Below are 18,641 nucleotides of genomic sequence, written 5' to 3' on the forward strand. Positions count from 1 at the left end.
AATCAACTAAGGCTCTTTACAACAGCTCTTGCATATACTTTTTGATATCAACGTCATTGTAAAAATGATTGACCATCTCTGTGTATAGATCTGTAAATCTCTTGTTATCAATAAGGTTTCCAAAAATACATTCCAGCTTTATAAAGCTTAAAGCATCTTCTGTAGTCTTCTTTGCTGCTTGATGCAACTCCTCTTTCATTTCGTCTTGAATGACTAGTTTTTGGCCGTTTTGATTTTCTTGTTTATCACTATAATAACACCAAGCAACTAAAACAAGTGTTGCATATTTGATACTCCCACCAGCAGCTAAATTCTCTTGAATGGTTGCAATTAGAAACTTTGGAAGCTTTGCCGAGCTCTCTGAACAGATACGATCTACATTATCCTTAATGTTAGGATTTCCAAATCGCTCCAGCAAGCTGTCTTTATAATCTGCTAGATTAATGCCTTTAATCTCACCTAAAACGGGTGTTGCTTCTTCGTCAAAAAAGGCACGTAAATACTGTGCAAATAGCTCATCTTGTACACATACATCTATAGTAGTGTGGCCGTGTAGCACACCTAAAAGTCCTAACACAGAATGTCCAGCGTTAAGGAGGCGTAATTTCATTTTCTCATAAGGAACTACATCGGGTACAAACTGGACGCCAACTTTTTCAAAAGCGGGTCTTCCATTAGAAAAATTATCTTCTACTACCCACTGTATAAAAGGTTCGCAGGTAACGGGCCATTCATCTTCCACGCCATAAGTTTCGGCTAGTAGTTTGATGTCTTCTTGCGTGGTTACTGGCGTGATACGATCTACCATACTATTGGGAAAACTTACCTCTTTTTCTATCCACTGTGCTAGTGTAGGGTCTTGCGCTTTCGCGAAAGCGAGCAACATTTTCTGTATCATATTGCCGTTATGCTCAATATTGTCACAAGACAGTACGGTAAAAGCAGGAAGTCCTTCATCACGGCGTCTTTTTAAGGATGCTGTAAGAAAACCATATACCGTTTTTGGGTCGTCAGGATGTGCGAGTTCGTGCTGAATCTGCGGATTTTCAAAATTGAATTCACCTGTATTAGGATTAAAATTGTATCCACCTTCAGTGATAGTCAATGATACAATCTTTGTTTCAGGTGCTGCCATACGAGTGATGACAGCTTCTGGACTGTCTGTACCCATTTTAAAATCTACGATAGAGCCAATGACTTCTGCCTCCTTTTTTCCGTCTGGATGCTGTACCATCAAGGTGTATAGATGGTCTTGTTTCTTGAAAATATCGTGAAGTTTTTTATCATTTTGGCGCAAGCCTATCCCGCAAATTTCCCATTCTGATGCTTCACCCAGTTGTCTTAGTTGATGCACGTAGTATGCAAGGTGAGCGCGATGAAAACCACCTACGCCTATGTGTACAATGCTCGCCTTATCTGGCGAACGGTCATAGGTAGGTACTGATATTTTATTGCCTATTTCGGCTAGATTTTCTTGATTAAGTGGTGTCAATTCTCCCATTAGATAGTTGCGTTATTTAATTTTCCTCTGCGTAATGCCCAATATGCTAATACAAAATAAAGGATAGTACAGATAAAAGTGTACGTATAAAATAGTTGTCTATTGTCAATATATTCTGCCTCAGAAGCACTGCCAAACATCACATTGCAAGCCAGTGCTAGACTAGCTACAAGTGCTGAAATTGCTAGAAATTTTAATGCCTTTGAAAACATAGAAGTATCCTTAACCTGCACATCTTCTTGAGCGGCTTGTTGCTCTTGAAAACGTTTTATAGTTTCCTCTCTAAGGGCTTCTTCTTTTACCTCTTCTGTATAGCTATCTTTTGCCCCATATCTAGATGCAAGGAAGGTGTACATAGCGATGGTAAAAAACCAAGTAGGGATAAAGAGGTAGTAAAAGGATATCACATCTAGCGCTTGCAGTCCGAAGCCGAAAACCAAGCCTAATCCCCAAGAGGCAACAGCCGGCATACTAAATTTAAGCTTGCGGTATGATGACCAGTATCTTGTAAAACCTATTCGAGGGAAGATTTGGTGCTCTGTAAATACAATCGCACCTACTGGGACTACGAGCAATCCTGCATAGGTGAGGAGTGGTAAAATCTGTGAGAATACAAAAGGAAAACAAGCGATGGTCACGGTTACCAAGCCAACGACAATAGTTGTTTTCTTTCTAGAATGGTTTGAAAAAATGGCCTGAGCAGCAAGACCTGCTCTATATAAATTTGTTATTGCCGTGGTCCATCCTGCAACAATCACAATGACAAAACCGGACCAACCTAAAGCATAATATGCAACATCACCTGGATCAAGTTCTACAATAGATTTACCTAAAATTACGGCAGCACCAGCTCCCATAATTCCTGCAGCAATCCACGCTACGTAGTGACCAAACATCATACCCGTACTAGAAGCATAGGCATAGTTTTTCTTTTTGGCAAAACGTAACAATGCCATATCCACGAGTCCAAAATGGGTGATTGTATTTGCCGCCCATCCAAAACCGATAACTTCTACAAGTCCAATTCCAGTTTCTCCATCGCTATTAATACCTGTCCAGATGGACTGATTACCCAGCGTCATAAAATCTGCCCAATTTGACGGTATGGTTTTATCTAATACATCTAGAGACAATGCAGGCAGCAGTACCATTGCACCTCCTGTAAACATTACAAATAGCCAGGGCGCACAAAGCCCAGAGAACTCAGAAACAGCATTAAAACCATAAAGAGCGATGGAAACCACAACAATACCCACTGCCAATACAATCAATACAAACCAAGCATTTGTGGGATACCAATTAAGTTGTGCTGGGATATCAAATGCAAAACGTACCGCCGTAGACGATACCGTAATCATCGCCGCCGAAATAACAGAAAAGATAATCACATTTGCCCAATTATATAACTTGGTCATCGAGTCACCCGCAATCTTATTAAGATAGGTGTAGAGGCTTAAACGAGTTTCTACAGCGATAGGGGAGGTGATGAATCTCCAACTTAATACAGCCAGAATATTACCAATTAACAAACCTAGAATAATATCTGAAGTTTTGGCGCCAAGTGCAACAAAGGTCGCCCCAATAACAAACTCTGTTGCTGCTACGTGCTCTGCAGCGTAGAGACCCGCAAAATGAGTCCAATCTTTTAATTTGTTTTTTCCTACGGGTAACTGTTCTTCATCTACCGATTTTAAGTGGTCGAACTCTTTGGTTTGTTTACTCATATGTTGCGATCATTTTTCTGGAACTTCTAAGGTAAATAAAAACTGTAAGTGAGCAGTAATATGACACGGTCTTTTATGTGGATAGTTAATCGCTTTTGTGGTGGGGACATTACAGAAAGGAATTGGACGGTGACTGTTTACAAGTGTTTTTTGCAACCTTAATTTATTTTCTACGCAAAAACACAATCCACGAGAATCGCTCAAACAAAATTATCCCGCACATTTTCCCATATAAGCGAATTATAAGCAAAAGAAAAAACGAAGGATTTTACAGCTGTAAGTATTGATCAATTTGAAAAAGAGCTTTGAAATAATTACTCACAGGTTTATATTGTAGTTATGGGATTCCGTGAATCTTTTAAAGTCAACTATAGCAATAAGTCTGAAAAAGAGCTTTGACATAATTACTATCGATATAAAACACCTGTGGTGTCGTTATATCTGTAACTATGTCAAATAGAGCTGAAAAGCGCGCTATCCTCTCTTTTTTAGATATATCAATTTGTATTATAATTTATATTATGTCAAATAGGATATTTAGAAACCTACAACAAGGCCTCTAGTACCTCACGCTCCTTCATAATCTGTTTTCTAAAAATATCAAGCTCTGCATAGTATGCTATAACAATAGTAAACTCAAAGTATGCCACACGGTTTCTATAATCTGAGCTATTTTGAAAATAGTCTAAACAATCTCCTTCGCAGCTACCTCTAGATAAGTATCCGGCAAACCAGTCATAATTATTTTTCCAATGATTAATATTTTCTGTGAGTTGATCATACACTACTTGATCATAAAGCTCCTGTTGCTGTAAAGCATCATTATAAAGAAGTTCTATCTTATGTAACTGTTTTTCAATATTTCCCTTAACTAAGGGATTCTGTCTTATAAGATTAGGAACACGCACCGATGTATTGGGCACTGGCGATCCTAATAAAACTTGAAAACAACTCGCACAGTTTGCATCTATAGACTTATTTTGTGGCGTTTTATATAAAACCGTATCAATCATTTTTTCAAGTAAATCCAGTTCTTTTAGAGTCTTCTCTATGTTTTTCTCATCATCTTTCATTTGAGATTGTACTAACTCTGCAATGCGATACATTTCCTTGCGCTTATCACCTTCCTCAGACGCCTGATTAATACCCAGTGCAATAAGTATCCCAAAAACGACCAATATGATCTCTCCTACAGCATATAAAAGATACTTTTTAAGACCGCTGCCTGCTATTACATTCTTTCTAAAACGATTAAATAATTTCATAAACACTTCATTAGCTAGCTGAAAATACAAATAAATTACGTTTTAGATACTAGTTTATAACGAGTTATCACCCTTTTCGGTATTGTAACTAACTGTATAAGCCTGGTATCTATAAGTTTATTTTTTGGAGTGTCTCCCCTATGCTTTTATTAGGTTTTGAGTACGCTTTCGCGAAAGCGTAACCTTACTCATAACAAATGCTCCACACAGTGCTAAAAGCTCGTTAAACCTTTATAAACTGGCGTTAAAGACCTAGCGATTGCCTCACACGAGCGCTAACTTTATGAAAAAAGAAACATTATGAGCACAAAGAACCTATCTAATCAAGAAGCATACGATAAACTGAAAGAACTAGCCGAAAGCATAGACTATGCAATGTTTGAGACTAATCTGGGCGCAAGACCTACACACGTGATCCCTATGAGTACAAAAAAGTGTGATCAAGAAGGAAGCCTCTGGTTTTTAAGTAATAAAGACAGTGATCACAATAGCTTTATCCATAAAGACAAAGACGTACAACTACTCTACTCAAAGCCTACAGCGATGGAGTATATGAGCATCTACGGTCAAGCTTTTATTTACAACGATCTGGAGACCATAAAAAAGCTATACACAACCAGCGATGATGCCTGGTTTAACGGGCCTACAGATCCTAATATTACAGCCATCAAGGTCGTACCGCAAGAAGCACATTATTGGGACACAAAAGATGGTATGATTACTACTTTATTTAAAATTGGACTAGGAGCCTTAACTGGCCACAAGCAAGATCTAGGTGAGTCTGGAGATCTAGATTTATAGAGCTACTACCCTACTGAGATTTTCATAGTCAGCTATTGCTGGCTTTTATATGCGTTAAGGTCACACACTTTTAATATTCCTTTAAGGAAATAGCAACGGCTAGCTTATAAATACGGCGTACTTTTGCCGGATGCAAAAATCCCGTAGTTCGCAAATAGAATTTATCGCCCTTATGGCAGCACTTATGTCTGTCACGGCGCTCGCTATAGATGCATTGCTTCCTGCTCTTGATATCATAGGAGAAGCCATACAAACTAAGACACCGGCAGATAACCAACTGCTCATCACAATGATCTTTTTAGGGCTAGGTATTGGTCCGCTTATTTTTGGGCCACTGGCAGATGCTCGCGGGCGTAAATCGTCGGTTTATATAGGTTTTTTTATTTTTATAATCGCTTCATTTATATGTGTTTATACGCGTAGTTTTGAAGTGATGATTTTAGGTAGAATATTACAAGGAGTTGGACTTTCTGCACCGCGTACTATTTGTGTTGCTATTATAAGAGACCTATATGAAGGTGATTATATGGCACGTATAATGTCTTTTGTAACGGTAGTTTTTTTACTCATACCCATCGTTGCTCCCGCAATGGGAAAAGTAGTTTTAGACACCTGGAACTGGCAAGGTATTTTTATAGTACAGGTTATCATAAGTGTGCTCGTTATGTTCTGGTTTTGGAAACGCCAGCACGAGACGCTCACTCCAGACAAGCGCATACCTTACTCAGTAAAACGAATTTTAAGTGGCTTTTATGAAACCATAAAGTACAAGCGCACCATCGCATTTACTATTATACAGGGATTCATCGTTGGCTCTTTTCTAGTATACCTAAGTGCCAGCCAGCAGATTTTTGAAAATCAATATGGCCTCGAAGATGAGTTTCCATACATATTTGCAGGTCTAGCCGCCTCTATAGGTGCTGCTATACTTCTTAATGCCACACTGGTAGTACGTCTAGGTATGGAAAAACTAGTTACCTATGCCCTTGCAGGCTTTTTTTGTGTGTCATTACTATATGTGATACTCTTTTATGATGTACTACACCCTTCTATTTATATACTTGTCGCTTTCTTTGCGCTACAGTTCTTTTGTATAGGTTTTATGTTTGGAAACTTACGTGCGCTCGCAATGGAGCCTGTAGGTCATATTGCTGGTATAGGAGCGGCTATCACTGGGCTCATCTCCACACTTATGGCTGTACCTATAAGTACTTTTATAGGTCGCTTTGTAGAGAACACTACCCTACCGCTTTTTATAGGTTTTTCTAGTTGTGCAGCAATATCGTTAGGTATTCTATTCTGGATAAAGAAAAAGGCCCCAAGGAAAATTTCCTTGAAGCCCTCATCATAATATGGATCTTTAGTTCGCTTTCGCGAAAGCGTATATCTTACGACTCCTCTACGAGCATTACAGATTTTGCATTTACAAACTCTTTAAGTCCAAAACCTCCGTGCTCTCTACCATACCCAGAGTCTTTTACGCCTCCAAAAGGCATCATAGGCTGGGCAAGTCCGTATGAGTTTACAAATACCATCCCAGTATCAAAGTGCTTTTGAGCAAGTTCTATAGCAGCTTTTTCATCTTTTGAGAAGATTCCTCCTCCTAGTCCAAAACGACTATCATTTGCAATGCGCATCGCATCTTCATTATCTTTTGCACGTATAAGTGATGCTACTGGGCCAAAAAGCTCATCATCATAAGCGGGTTGCCCTGGCTCTACATTACTTAATACGGTAGATGGGTAATAATACCCCGTGTTATCTGGCACCTCTCCTCCTACTTCTATCACGGCACCTTTTTTTACACTTTCCTTTACCTGTTCTGCAAGTAAATCTCTTAAATCTTCACGTGCAATAGGTCCTAGCTGTGTATCTTCATTGTTAGGATCTCCCATTACGGCATCTTTCATACCTTGTACAAATCCTTCCTTAAAAGCATCATACACTTCATCTACCACCACAAAACGTTTGGCAGCGATACAGGTTTCTCCGTTATTAATAAGGCGTCCTTGTACACAAGCCTTTACAGCCATTTCAATATCTGCATCATCTAGAACTAAATATGCGTCGTTACTACCTAACTCAAGAACTGTTTTCTTGATGGCAGCACCAGCTTTTTCGGCTACTTTGCGTCCACCGGCAGAGCTTCCTGTAAAAGTCACTCCACGTACCTTATCATTCTTAATCACATCATTAGACTGGCTGTGATCTATTACTAGTACTTTAAAAAGTCCTTCTGGCACTCCTGCTTTACGTAGCACTTCTTCTACGAGCAATGCACTTCCGGTCACATTTTGCGCGTGCTTTAATAGTACTCCATTACCAGCCATTAAGTTTGCTATCACAACACGTAGCGGTTGGTATGTTGGAAAATTCCACGGTTGTATACTGTATATTACACCTTCTGGTGAGTAGGTAATGATTCCTTTACCTCCATTTGGTAACTCACGCTCTATAGGTTCTAATTCTTTTCCTGCATTTGCTGCAGTATATTCTGTTATGCCTATACACAAATCTATTTCAGATCCTCCTTGTGTCACCACTTTCCCCATCTCGTCTGTCATTAAATGTACGAGTTGTTCTTTATGATTTTTAAGCTCCTTACCTATATTTTTTATAATAGTGGCGCGCTCTTCTAGTGACTTATCTTTCCACTCTAGAAAAGCTTCGTGACAATTGTCTATTGCATCATTTACTTCACTTTCTGTAAAGTATGTATAGGTTGCAATCTCTTTTTCAGTATGCGGATTAATGGTTCTAAAACCTCCTTTTATCTCTCTTTCCATAATATCTTGTTTGGTTTTTTTTATAAAATTACAAGGATTGTGTGCTGAGCAAAGTGGCTTTAATAGTTTTTGTGAAGTGTATTGAGAGAAGTTTAACAATGGAGTTTTACGCTTTCGCGAAAGCAAAAAAAAAGAAGCCTCTCTATCATATTGATAAAAAGGCTTCTCTTATTGTGTAAATAAATTTTAGGCTCGTGCCTAGTTCTCTTCTGTATCTAAAGTCACGTTGCCATCACCCTCTACGGCAAAAGTTTCCTTTGGGATAATGCGTCTAAAATTTGACGAACGACGATAGGGATCTTGAAAATCTGCGTGTTTTTTTGTGGTTGACTTATGCATAGCTTTTTTATTGTAAAGGTATTTTAAAATCTAAATGCTGTCTTTTTAAATAACAGATTATTAACAATTTACCTATTACTCAAACTTATTTTTATAAGAATATGGGATATTTCAAATACCATAATTTATCATAGATACATATATAATTATCAAAATAAATTAGATTTTAAATAACTGTATTTCAGACAATTATATCTGTTTAATCCTTGTTGCGCTTTCGCGAAAGCGTAAATACACACCCTCTTAACACGATAACGTTTTCGGACTTTGGCACGCTACTTGTATTTAGGTAATCGTGAACATCAATCCACATTGATAAAAAACGAATATTATGAAACAGATAGCATTATTATTTATAGGTCTACTCACCTTTGCAGGAAGTACCTATGCAGCAGAAGAAGATACATCAATAAGACGAGGAACAGTTTACGACGGAAGTAAATACATCTTTGTAGAAAACGGGATAGAGTTTTCTGTCTTTCCAGATGGCGAATTTGATTTTTACATTCCAGAATATGTAGAGGGCGTAAGTCTATCTGTAAACGCTGGACCTGTAGGGATAAGTTTTAACACAGGTTTTGATTATGACCCTTACGTACAATATGATGAGTATGGAGCTGTGATACAGATAGAAAATACACCTCTATATTATGACAACTATGGTCGTATCTCACAAGCAGGTGATGTAAATATCTTTTACAGAAACAACAGAATCTCTCGTGTAGGTGGCTTACAGGTATTCTATAATAACTTTGGCGCTTTTTCACACTACACAGGTTTTATAAATGTGTATAACAGAAACTATGTATTTCACCCATATCACAACTATTACTATAGACCACTCTTTAATAGATGTCTAGTGTATACAACGCCTTACAGAAGATTTTACACTCCTATACGTTATAACTACGCGTTTCATAGAAACAACTATTACAGAGGTTATAATAATGGATATAGAAATGCTCGTAGAGACTTTAGACGTCCAGATAGAGGTCGTGTAGCACATAACAATGGTCGTCGTGATAATGTAGATCGTAACAACGCTCGCTTTACTCGTGCAAATACTGGTAGAGTAGCAAGTCGAGGAAACTCACAAAGAACTATAAGTCGTGCAAACCGCACTACTTCAAGAGGTAATACAGCTGCAAGAACTACAAATACAAAAAGAAATACTGCAGTAGCTCGTGATGGTGCTCAACGTGGGAGACCTACTACAACAGCAAGAGGAAACTCAAGCAGAGGTACAAAGGCAATAACGTCAAGATCTGGTAATACAGCTCGCAAGGCTTCTACTAGAACGACGAGACCAGCAACAAGACCTACTACTAGAACAGCGACAAAACGCTCTAGCAATAAGTCTGTAGCAAGTAACAGAACATCACGCCCACAGGCGAGAACAACGCAACGCTCTTCTCAAAAGAGAGCAACTACATCAAGAAGTACTAATGCAAGAAAAGCAACTTCACAACGTAGTACACAGCGTAAAGCAACACCACAGCGCAGCACAAGAAGTACAAGCGCTAGATCTTCATCAAGTAAAAAATCAAGTAGAGCAACCACTACGAGATCAAGAAGAGGATAGGAGATAATAACTTTGGTTGGTTAGTTTGGAAGACCCTAGTTGCTATATGCGCTAGGGTTTTCTTTTTGTTATATAGTGCCATATCTTTTAGACGATAAAGCAGACATTTTTAGTACCTTAGGATGCTTAATCCAAACATCCTAACCAATGAATAAACTATTTTATGTTGTTGCTTGTGTGCTACTCTTACAATCTTGTCAAGAGAAAGAAGTAAAAACTCCAGAAAAAATGACAGAAAGCCAACTTATAGCAAAGGCCACGGCCATCCATAAAAATGTTATGACGCTAGACACGCACTGTGATATAAACGTCAAGAACTTTACAGACTCTATAAATTACACACAAAAGCTTACCTCTCAAGTAAACTTACCAAAAATGCAAGAAGGCGGTCTAGATGTGCCTTGGTTTATCGTTTACACAGGTCAAGGTGAACTTAATGAAGAAGGCTATAAAGCCGCCTATGAAAATGCTATGTCAAAATTTGACGCTATCCATAAACTTTGTGAAGAGATAGCTCCAGAGCAAATCCAGCTAGCCACAAGTGCAAAAGAAGCTAGAGAGATCTGGAAATCTGGTAAAAAAGTGGCAATGATAGGAATAGAGAACGGATATCCTGTAGGTACAGACATTACAAACGTTGAGAAGTTTTACGACCTAGGTGCGCGCTATATGTCTCTTGCTCATAATGGCCACAGCCAGCTAAGTGATAGTAATACCGGTGAGGCAGATGATGTATGGCTTCACAATGGTCTCAGTGATCTAGGTAAAGAGGTTATTGCAGAGATGAATCGCGTAGGTATGATGATAGATGTATCACACCCTAGTAAAGAAGCTATGCGACAAATGATAGAACTAAGTGAGACACCTATAATCGCTTCACACTCCTCTGCGAGAGCATTATGTAACCACAGCCGTAATCTCGATGATGAACAACTACAGTGGATGGTAGAAAACGGTGGCGTTGTACAGACAGTGGCTTTTAAAAGCTACCTAAACACAGAGAAGCACGATGCCTATGAAGCAGAAGCACAGCAAATACTAAAAGAAATTGCAGACTCTATAGGTCTTAAATGGATGGAGCGCAAAGAGGTAATGGCTTTACCACAAGAGCAGCGAGCAGATTATTATGAGAAGTATACAACCGTAATGCTACCGGTACAAAAAAAGAAACTCGCACAGCGCACAGACCTCCCTCCTGCTGTAGATGTGACAGACTTTGTAGATCATATAGATTACCTAGTTGAGAAGATGGGAATAGATCAAGTAGGCATCTCATCAGATTTTGATGGTGGTGGCGGTATAGAAGGATGGAGCGATGCTTCAGAAACGATGAATGTTACTATAGAACTTGTAAGGAGAGGGTATACAGAAGCACAAATAGAACAACTATGGAGTGGTAATTTATTACGCGTACTTGACGAGGTGCAAACCTATGCCACTGAGATGAAATCTTAGTGAGCTGTAAATGATTAAAAAGAAAGAGCCCAAACAATCTCGTATTGTTTGGGCTCTTTTATATTATATGATTGAGAGATATTACATATCTCGCTCACGACATATTTGGTTAATCCTACGCTTTAACTTACGCTCGTAATCTTCTTGTAACCAGTCTCTATAGTTTTGAGTGTTATTCATAATACTATAAGAATACTGGCGTACTCTATAAGCAATATCATCTCGTAATTTACGAGCCAGCACACGAGCATCAAAAACGTCTTCACTGTTTTCTACCACCATCTGTGCGTGTTGCTCGATGGCATTTTCTAGTGCGGTCTTTGCTTTCTTACCTTCTTTAATTACCTTTTTATATTCCTTCTTTATATCAAAGTGTATCTTTTCTGTATTTGCAAACTCTTTACGAAGATCTGGAGGCATAACGTATGTAAAGTTGCGCTCTATCTCCTCATCTGCAATAAGATTTTCAAGGTAAAAATCTGGGTATGCAAATATCTCTTTCCAGTCTATAGGTGCTTCCCAAAGACCAAAACGTGCTGCATTGTTACCTAAGTCTAATACTTTAAAGGTAGTCTTACCAGGCGCTATACGTGACCCACGACCTATCATCTGGAAGTAAAGTGTAAGCGACTTTGTTGCTCTGTTGAGTATAATGGTATCTACCGTAGGTTCATCAAAACCTGTTGTAAGGATACTTACAGAGGTAAGTATCGCGTCTGGTGTGTTTTTAAACCAGTCTAATATCTCTGCACGCTCCTTAGCACTATTTGTGTTATCTAAATGGCGTATGTCGTATCCCGCTTGTCTAAAGGTCTCGTGTACGTATCTAGACGTATTAATACCATTATTAAAAATAAGCGTCTTCTTACCCTTAGATTGATCTTCGTAGGCGCTAAGCAGCTTTTGCTGCATAGAGGCATCTGTATATAAGATATCAGAAGATTTTACAGTATAATCTCCATTAATACCCAGCTTTAAGGTACTTAGTCCTACGTTATAACTTATGGTTTCTGCCTTAGACAAGAACCCTCTTTTTATAAGTGCAGGTATGCTCTCTCCTATCATAAGTTCTTGATAGTTGTCCTTCATAGGCAACTTTATGTTAGAACTTAGCGGTGTTGCTGTCACACCTAGTATAAAAGCATTTTTAAAGTAGCTAAAGAGTTTTCTAAACGAGTTATAGTGTGCCTCATCTATAATCACGAGCCCCACATCTTCCATTGTGATTTGCTCTTCTTGTAGTCTGTTTGTGAGTGTCTCAACCATTGCTACGTAGCACATATAATCATCTGCTTCGTCTAGGGTTTTTACATCACTACTTATAATCATATTAGGCACCTTAAACTCCGTAAGCATACGCGAGGTCTGGTTAGAGAGCTCAATACGGTGTGTAAGGATAACTACCTTCTTATTTGCACGTTTTATATAGTTACGTACAATCTCAGAAAATATTACCGTCTTACCACCGCCGGTAGGCAGCTGGTACAACAGGTTATAATCTGGAGTGGTTCTATCCATCACGCTAAAAACGGCGTCTAGATCCTTCAGCTGGTAGTCGTATAATTTCTTTTCTGGAGTGTCTTTTTCTTTAATGAGGTCGCTCAAAAGTGTAGGTTTCTTCGGTTAAAAGTGAATCTTGCAAAACTAAGGGATTTTTCTGCTTTCGCGAAAGCGTACCGCAAAAAAAATAGTACTAATCTTACAAAATCTTACTCTGGGTCTGCTGCTTCGTCAAAAAGTGCTGCATTAGGCCAGCGCTCATCTTCGGTAAGACTTACAATGCGCTCTATGCGATCTCCTACCTCTTCTAGTAAATGATGATAGGTCGCATACTGCACAAGTTCTTTAAAAGAGTTGAGCATACTTTTATAAAAAGCATCTGGTTGTGGTGTGGTGCCCTGGGCGTAGGTTTGTGCTATCTCAATATTAAAAAGCATTACATCTACAAGAAGTAAGGGGTTCATCCCTAGTGTTTTAAAGTGCTTGATGTATTTTTGAGCAACAGACCTCCTTTTTCTTGCTCGTTTACGGCGGGTAGGAAAATATTCATTACTTATTTTAACCTTTGCCTCGTCTACCAGCTTGTCTTCTTTAGGGTTGAAAACAAAATCATAATAGGTCTTAACCGCTGGTATACGGTCATATAACTCGATAATTTGCTCTTGTAAGGCAGCGTTATCTAAGGTGGTAAGATGTTTTTTAAGTGCTCGTTTACTCATTAAGAAGTGATTACCTGTAGCGAATTTAAAATAAAAAATAGTGGCAAGAAGCGATTCAAAAACCTATTTTTGTAACAATACCAATACAGTTACTAAACCACCACCTGCAATGAATACATTACAAGATAGTAAAGCCGTAAACTTGATCAAAAAAATGATCGCTGATGTTGCTCAAAACGGAATCATTACAAATACCGTAGTTGAAGACCTTAAAGCTTTACGCCCACATACTATTACAGAACAATTACCATTACTTGCAAAGGCTACACGCCTCTCTGCAGAGCATATAGAAGAGTATGGAACTTTTGCCATCCCTATCCCACAAGATGAGGATATCGCAGATGAGAATGATGAAATCATCTCTGAAGTAGAAGTTGCCGAAAGTACTCCAGAAGAGAGTTTTCACTACTTTATGTCTCTTATAAAGAATATAGACAAAAAGACTAATGAAGACGAGCTACGTGTGTATGTACAGGCGCTTAGAGATTACTAAGCCTATAAGTCACTTATAAAAAAAGCCTCAAATTGATATTTGAGGCTTTTTTTATGTCCTTATTTTGTGGGCGGTTTTGCCGGTCTCACCTCTACTTTGCTAGGTAACGTTCTAGGGTGCATCTTAAGCAAGTCTACAGTGAGTTGCCCTAGATCTTCTGGCTGTATGCGCCAGTCTGTACCCTCATCTGGCGTTCTCCCGCCAAAATGGCTACTCACAGACCCAGGCATAATAGTCGTTACCTTAACATCATCCTGACGTACATCCATCATTAAGGCTTGTGAAAACCCTGTAAGGCCAAATTTACTCGCATTATATGCCGTACCCTTCTCAAAGAAGTTGGTACCCGCAAGGCTAGAGATGGTAATCATATACCCTTTTGACTCTTTTATAGCCTCTAGCGACGCTTTTACAGAGTAAAATACGCCCGTGAGGTTTGTATCTATAGTCTCGTTCCATTGCTGGGGTGTCATATCTGTGATGTTTTCAAAATGTCCCAAGCCCGCGTTTGCAATGAGTACATCTATCTTCCCAAACTTGTCAAGAGTTGCCTTTACGGCAGCCTGCTGGCTATCGTAATCTCTTACATCTGCAGCGACGCCTAGTATGTAATTATCGTTTTCGGTGAGCTCTGTGGCAGCTTCTTTGGTGCTTTTTTCATCTCTTCCGGTGATGGCTACTTTCATTCCTTGATGGAGTAATGCTTCGGCTATGCCTCTCCCTATTCCTTTGGTACCGCCCGTGATGAGGGCAACTTTATCTTTTAAATCTTCCATTGTGATTGAGTTTTGTATAAAGGTAATCACGCTTTCGCGAAAGCGGAAACATACTATTTTAAAGTATTGTGAAAATTTGCCACGCCCTTAATATAGAATGATAACGTTATATTATCATAAAATGACAGACCTTTGTAGCCTAAAATGATATGCACCTATGCAGCTACGTAGCCTACTCCCGCTTCTTTGTTTATTACTCATAACTTCTTGCAACTCCTTACCAAAAGGCGTAAAAAACACCGCTAAGGCCGAAATTACAGCGCTCACTTTTATAGATGAGACTATTATACCTGCAGCTACCACTTATAACGGGACTAAGGTGGGCGGTCTCTCTTCTATAGATTATGCAAACGGACAGTGGTTTATGATTTGTGATGACAGAGCACAACCTAGATTTTATACAGCGCGCATAGCAACTAGCGCTGCCGGTATATCACAACCTGTGTTTACAGCAGTTACTTATTTTAAGGATAAGGATAGCGTGTTTACACCTGGCATTGCAGATCCCGAGGCGCTGCGCGTTACAAATGATAATCACATTATATGGAGCAGTGAGGGCAATGTGGCAAAAGGGATACAACCCTTTGTACGTGTGGCATCAAAAGACGGAGCTTATGTAAAAGATATGACGGTTGCTCCTAAGTTTTTGATCTCTCAAAAGTATAAAGGACCTCGTAATAATGGCGTTTTTGAAGCACTCACAAGAGACTATAGCGATAATAGCTACTGGATTACCACAGAGTTACCGCTTATGCAAGACGGTAATGAACCTACATATAAAAAAGCACAGTCACCGGTGCGTATGGCACATATAGAGGCAGATGGCACCTTTGCAGCAGAGTATGTGTATCTACTAGATAAGGTGGCAAGACCTGGCAAGCTAGAGGTAAATGGTGTGACAGAGATCCTCTCTTATGATAAAGATTCTTTTCTGGTACTAGAGCGCTCTTATGCCTCTGGCCATAGTGATGGCGGTAATGATGTCAAGATTTATAAGGTAAATACCGCAGGTGCTACAAACGTGCGTGATATAGCAAGCTTGCAGGAGGCATCATATACTCCTATGACTAAAACGCTTTTACTAGATATGGAGACCTTGCGACCACAACTTACAGATGGTATGATAGATAATATAGAGGGAATGACCTTTGGACCCTTGCTAGAGAGCGGGAAACGGTCACTTATAGTAATATCTGATAATAATTTTAACTCTTTTGGGAAACAGCTTAACCAGCTTATCCTCTTTGCGGTAGAATAAGTGTGGCTTATTGTTGGCTCATTTTACGTTGCGTATTATTTTTGTCAAAAAAATAAACAATGCTCAAAAGCTTTAGAATACTTAGTTTACTAGAAGGAGTTTCATTTCTTGTGATTCTCTTTATCACGATGCCGTTAAAATATGCTTTTGACAATGGTGCGCCAAACAAAGTAATCGGGATGGCACACGGTTTTTTATTTCTTGCCTATGTCGTGATGGCTATTATGATGAAGCCCGTATTAAAATGGAACAATAAAACACTTGCCATTGTACTGCTGTGTTCTATCATTCCATTTGGTACTTTCTGGATGGATAAAAAATATCTCCGCCCGCTAGCTTAAAAACTTGATGCTTATATAATAATTAGGCTTCTCTCCCCTATTTACTCTTACGGCATTTACAATAGGTAGTACAAACCCTAAGATAGCGACCCCTAGTAATGTGATGAGCCCCAGGCCTAGTAAAAGGATAGCCGGTATGCTCAATAGTGCATATATAATAAGGCTTATCTGGAAGTTAAGTATCTGCTTTCCATTTTCATCTAGTTCTTGCACGCGCTCCTTGTTTGCCGCCCAGATAATGAGTGGTACGATAAGACCGCCAAAACCTACTACATAATGTAATAGCTGTGATAAATGTGTGAGTACTAGAAGCGTTTTGTCTTCCCTTACGTGTGGTGTTTGTTGTATAATTTCCATAATAACAGATTTTTGATTGATTAACATATACGTCTACGCTTACGCGAAAATGTTACACGTTTGTTTAATTTTGCAGTGATGAATATACAAGACACCATAGTTGCCCTCGCCAGTCCTGCAGGAGCTGGAGCCATTGCCGTGATACGCGTTTCTGGTCCAGAAGCACTTGCCATATGCTCACCCATTTTTAAATCTGTAAGCGGCAAAGTACTTGCAAATCAAAAAACCCACACCATACACCTAGGGCATATTATGGACGGGCAGCGCACCATAGACGAGGTACTTGTATCCCTTTTTAAGGGCACAAACTCTTATACTGGAGAACCCACAGTAGAGATTTCTTGTCACGGCTCAAGCTATATACAGCAAGAGATTATACAGCTCTTACTGCGCTCTGGTTGTAGAGCAGCAAAGGCTGGAGAGTTTACCCTGCGCTCCTTTATAAACGGTAAGATGGACTTGAGCCAGGCAGAAGCCGTGGCAGATCTTATTGCAAGTGATAATGAGGCAGCACACCAGATAGCAATGCAGCAAATGCGTGGAGGCTTTTCTAACGAGATTGCACAACTGCGACAGGAGCTACTCAACTTTGCCTCACTTATAGAACTAGAACTAGACTTCTCTGAAGAAGATGTAGAGTTTGCAGATCGTACCCAGTTTAAAGACCTCATAGCTCGTATTACAAAAGTACTCAAGCGCCTTATAGACTCCTTTGCCACCGGTAACGTTATAAAAAACGGTATACCTGTAGCCATTGTAGGAGAACCTAATGTGGGCAAGTCTACCCTGCTCAATGCCTTGCTTAATGAGGAGCGTGCCATCGTGTCTGACATAGCGGGTACCACCAGAGACACTATAGAAGACGAGCTATCTATAGGCGGGATAGGCTTTAGATTTATAGATACAGCAGGGATACGTGAGACCCAAGACGTGATAGAAGGTCTTGGGATTAAAAAGACTTTTGAAAAGATAAAACAAGCACAAGTAGTTGTATTACTACACACCGCTAGCGAAGTCATACACCAGACAGCCAGCGTAAAACTTGAGATAGAAAAAATTAAAAATCAATTCCCACTCAAGCCACTACTTGTTGTGGCAAATAAAATAGATGCCCTATCTCCTACAGAACTCAATGAGATAGCGACAAAAATAGACAACCTACACCTACTCTCTGCCAAAGAAAACGAAGGCGTAGACGCTCTTAAAAACAAACTCTTAGACTTTGTAAACACAGGCGCCCTGCGCAATGACGAGACCATAGTTACAAACTCACGTCACTATGATGCCCTCCTCAAAGCCCTAGAAGAAATAGAAAAAGTACAGTACGGTCTTGACACCGGCCTCTCTGGCGACCTTATGGCGATAGATATACGTGAGGCGCTCTACCATTTTGGGGAGATTACTGGCCAGGTGACTAATGATGAGCTACTGGGTAACATCTTTGCAAACTTTTGTATTGGGAAGTAGGAGGTGCTTTACTTTATGAGAGGATAGCTATACCAATGTATTGTGGTAGTTACGCTTTCGCGAAACTGTAATTACTAAGTTTTAATAATCTGTTTGGGTAGTTAAAATGATTTAGAATTCATTGTATATTTAGATCAAACAAATCAAGACCACAAAGTAAAGCAAACCAGCAAGGCTTGTACTGAGCTTGTCGAAGTATGCCGCACTCGCTTTATGTAGTGGCCTGTTAGCAAACATATGACCATACAGCTACTAATAATAATCGGAATTTTAATTT

17 protein-coding genes are annotated in these 18,641 nt (G+C 39.3%); 8 read left to right on the plus strand and 9 right to left on the minus strand.

Annotated features, from left to right (window positions below):
- Positions 1-16 precede the first annotated feature (16 nt).
- The 3 genes from ACJJVM_RS01435 to ACJJVM_RS01445 form a co-directional block, all read right to left on the minus strand.
- Positions 17-1,501, minus strand: coding sequence for a mannitol dehydrogenase family protein (locus ACJJVM_RS01435; RefSeq protein WP_405210545.1), 1,485 nt, complete (start codon positions 1,499-1,501; stop codon positions 17-19).
- A complete protein-coding gene (locus ACJJVM_RS01440) occupies positions 1,501-3,225 on the minus strand; it encodes a purine-cytosine permease family protein (protein WP_405210546.1) in 1,725 nt (574 codons plus the stop codon). Before ACJJVM_RS01440 ends, ACJJVM_RS01435 begins: the two co-directional genes overlap by 1 nt.
- Before the next feature lie 545 nt (positions 3,226-3,770).
- Positions 3,771-4,490, minus strand: coding sequence for a hypothetical protein (locus ACJJVM_RS01445; protein WP_405210547.1), 720 nt, complete (start codon positions 4,488-4,490; stop codon positions 3,771-3,773).
- Positions 4,491-4,790: 300 nt separating this feature from the next.
- On the opposite strand from ACJJVM_RS01445, the gene ACJJVM_RS01450 reads away from it, so the two are divergent.
- Both ACJJVM_RS01450 and ACJJVM_RS01455 read left to right on the plus strand, forming a co-directional pair.
- The gene (locus tag ACJJVM_RS01450; protein ID WP_405210548.1) at positions 4,791-5,291 is read left to right on the plus strand and encodes a pyridoxamine 5'-phosphate oxidase family protein; all 501 of its coding nucleotides are present in this window, start codon (positions 4,791-4,793) and stop codon (positions 5,289-5,291) included.
- Positions 5,292-5,397: 106 nt separating this feature from the next.
- Positions 5,398-6,642, plus strand: coding sequence for a multidrug effflux MFS transporter (locus tag ACJJVM_RS01455; protein ID WP_298351371.1), 1,245 nt, complete (start codon positions 5,398-5,400; stop codon positions 6,640-6,642).
- A gap of 37 nt (positions 6,643-6,679) precedes the next feature.
- Here the strand turns inward: ACJJVM_RS01455 and ACJJVM_RS01460 are convergent, their stop codons facing one another.
- Together ACJJVM_RS01460 and ACJJVM_RS01465 are read right to left on the minus strand one after the other, a co-directional pair.
- Positions 6,680-8,077 (minus strand): NAD-dependent succinate-semialdehyde dehydrogenase, encoded by a 1,398-nt coding sequence (locus ACJJVM_RS01460; protein ID WP_405210549.1) that lies wholly within the window; start codon positions 8,075-8,077, stop codon positions 6,680-6,682.
- Positions 8,078-8,275: 198 nt separating this feature from the next.
- Positions 8,276-8,416, minus strand: a complete 141-nt coding sequence (locus ACJJVM_RS01465) for a hypothetical protein (RefSeq protein WP_021779118.1) — start codon at positions 8,414-8,416, stop codon at positions 8,276-8,278.
- Between the two features lie 331 nt (positions 8,417-8,747).
- On the opposite strand from ACJJVM_RS01465, the gene ACJJVM_RS01470 reads away from it, so the two are divergent.
- Together ACJJVM_RS01470 and ACJJVM_RS01475 are read left to right on the plus strand one after the other, a co-directional pair.
- Entirely contained in the window at positions 8,748-9,998 is a 1,251-nt protein-coding gene (locus ACJJVM_RS01470) for a hypothetical protein (RefSeq protein WP_405210550.1), read from the plus strand.
- A 147-nt stretch (positions 9,999-10,145) separates the two neighbouring features.
- Positions 10,146-11,453: a dipeptidase gene (locus ACJJVM_RS01475; RefSeq protein ID WP_405210551.1), complete on the plus strand. Its 1,308-nt coding sequence runs from the start codon at positions 10,146-10,148 to the stop codon at positions 11,451-11,453.
- Between the two features lie 81 nt (positions 11,454-11,534).
- Here the strand turns inward: ACJJVM_RS01475 and ACJJVM_RS01480 are convergent, their stop codons facing one another.
- Together ACJJVM_RS01480 and ACJJVM_RS01485 are read right to left on the minus strand one after the other, a co-directional pair.
- Positions 11,535-13,058 carry a DEAD/DEAH box helicase gene (locus ACJJVM_RS01480; RefSeq protein ID WP_035324756.1) on the minus strand — a complete coding sequence of 508 codons (1,524 nt, stop codon included), beginning with the start codon at positions 13,056-13,058 and terminating at the stop codon, positions 11,535-11,537.
- A 104-nt stretch (positions 13,059-13,162) separates the two neighbouring features.
- Positions 13,163-13,672 carry a DUF6155 family protein gene (locus ACJJVM_RS01485; RefSeq protein ID WP_405210552.1) on the minus strand — a complete coding sequence of 170 codons (510 nt, stop codon included), beginning with the start codon at positions 13,670-13,672 and terminating at the stop codon, positions 13,163-13,165.
- A gap of 109 nt (positions 13,673-13,781) precedes the next feature.
- Between ACJJVM_RS01485 and ACJJVM_RS01490 the strand changes: the two genes are divergently transcribed.
- Positions 13,782-14,165, plus strand: coding sequence for a hypothetical protein (locus tag ACJJVM_RS01490; RefSeq protein ID WP_405210553.1), 384 nt, complete (start codon positions 13,782-13,784; stop codon positions 14,163-14,165).
- Between the two features lie 59 nt (positions 14,166-14,224).
- Here ACJJVM_RS01490 and ACJJVM_RS01495 read toward each other — a convergent pair whose 3' ends face one another.
- Positions 14,225-14,941 carry an SDR family oxidoreductase gene (locus ACJJVM_RS01495; RefSeq protein ID WP_021779112.1) on the minus strand — a complete coding sequence of 239 codons (717 nt, stop codon included), beginning with the start codon at positions 14,939-14,941 and terminating at the stop codon, positions 14,225-14,227.
- Between the two features lie 157 nt (positions 14,942-15,098).
- Here ACJJVM_RS01495 and ACJJVM_RS01500 point away from each other — a divergent pair, with 157 nt between their 5' ends.
- Positions 15,099-16,199, plus strand: coding sequence for an esterase-like activity of phytase family protein (locus tag ACJJVM_RS01500; RefSeq protein WP_405210554.1), 1,101 nt, complete (start codon positions 15,099-15,101; stop codon positions 16,197-16,199).
- A 59-nt stretch (positions 16,200-16,258) separates the two neighbouring features.
- Complete coding sequence (locus ACJJVM_RS01505; RefSeq protein ID WP_298350603.1) at positions 16,259-16,540, plus strand: DUF3817 domain-containing protein; 282 nt, start codon at positions 16,259-16,261, stop codon at positions 16,538-16,540.
- Here the strand turns inward: ACJJVM_RS01505 and ACJJVM_RS01510 are convergent.
- A complete protein-coding gene (locus tag ACJJVM_RS01510) occupies positions 16,532-16,897 on the minus strand; it encodes a DUF4870 domain-containing protein (RefSeq protein WP_405210556.1) in 366 nt (121 codons plus the stop codon). The two genes, ACJJVM_RS01505 and ACJJVM_RS01510, sit on opposite strands and share 9 nt — an antisense overlap.
- Positions 16,898-16,975: 78 nt before the next feature.
- Between ACJJVM_RS01510 and mnmE the strand changes: the two genes are divergently transcribed.
- Positions 16,976-18,364 carry a tRNA uridine-5-carboxymethylaminomethyl(34) synthesis GTPase MnmE gene (mnmE, locus tag ACJJVM_RS01515; RefSeq protein WP_298350600.1) on the plus strand — a complete coding sequence of 463 codons (1,389 nt, stop codon included), beginning with the start codon at positions 16,976-16,978 and terminating at the stop codon, positions 18,362-18,364.
- Positions 18,365-18,641: the final 277 nt, after the last annotated feature.

Source organism: Dokdonia sp. Asnod2-E02 (assembly GCF_045063915.1).
Lineage (GTDB): Bacteria > Bacteroidota > Bacteroidia > Flavobacteriales > Flavobacteriaceae > Dokdonia.

Coding starts and splice junctions, on each gene's coding strand:
- ACJJVM_RS01510 (WP_405210556.1), bottom strand. CDS start 16,897: ATGGAAATTATACAACAAACACCACACGTAAGGGAAGACAAAACGCTT.
- ACJJVM_RS01490 (WP_405210553.1), top strand. CDS start 13,782: ATGAATACATTACAAGATAGTAAAGCCGTAAACTTGATCAAAAAAATG.
- ACJJVM_RS01460 (WP_405210549.1), bottom strand. CDS start 8,077: ATGGAAAGAGAGATAAAAGGAGGTTTTAGAACCATTAATCCGCATACT.
- ACJJVM_RS01435 (WP_405210545.1), bottom strand. CDS start 1,501: ATGGGAGAATTGACACCACTTAATCAAGAAAATCTAGCCGAAATAGGC.
- ACJJVM_RS01440 (WP_405210546.1), bottom strand. CDS start 3,225: ATGAGTAAACAAACCAAAGAGTTCGACCACTTAAAATCGGTAGATGAA.
- ACJJVM_RS01500 (WP_405210554.1), top strand. CDS start 15,099: ATGCAGCTACGTAGCCTACTCCCGCTTCTTTGTTTATTACTCATAACT.
- ACJJVM_RS01450 (WP_405210548.1), top strand. CDS start 4,791: ATGAGCACAAAGAACCTATCTAATCAAGAAGCATACGATAAACTGAAA.
- ACJJVM_RS01465 (WP_021779118.1), bottom strand. CDS start 8,416: ATGCATAAGTCAACCACAAAAAAACACGCAGATTTTCAAGATCCCTAT.
- ACJJVM_RS01505 (WP_298350603.1), top strand. CDS start 16,259: ATGCTCAAAAGCTTTAGAATACTTAGTTTACTAGAAGGAGTTTCATTT.
- ACJJVM_RS01485 (WP_405210552.1), bottom strand. CDS start 13,672: ATGAGTAAACGAGCACTTAAAAAACATCTTACCACCTTAGATAACGCT.
- ACJJVM_RS01495 (WP_021779112.1), bottom strand. CDS start 14,941: ATGGAAGATTTAAAAGATAAAGTTGCCCTCATCACGGGCGGTACCAAA.
- ACJJVM_RS01470 (WP_405210550.1), top strand. CDS start 8,748: ATGAAACAGATAGCATTATTATTTATAGGTCTACTCACCTTTGCAGGA.
- mnmE (WP_298350600.1), top strand. CDS start 16,976: ATGAATATACAAGACACCATAGTTGCCCTCGCCAGTCCTGCAGGAGCT.
- ACJJVM_RS01475 (WP_405210551.1), top strand. CDS start 10,146: ATGAATAAACTATTTTATGTTGTTGCTTGTGTGCTACTCTTACAATCT.
- ACJJVM_RS01445 (WP_405210547.1), bottom strand. CDS start 4,490: ATGAAATTATTTAATCGTTTTAGAAAGAATGTAATAGCAGGCAGCGGT.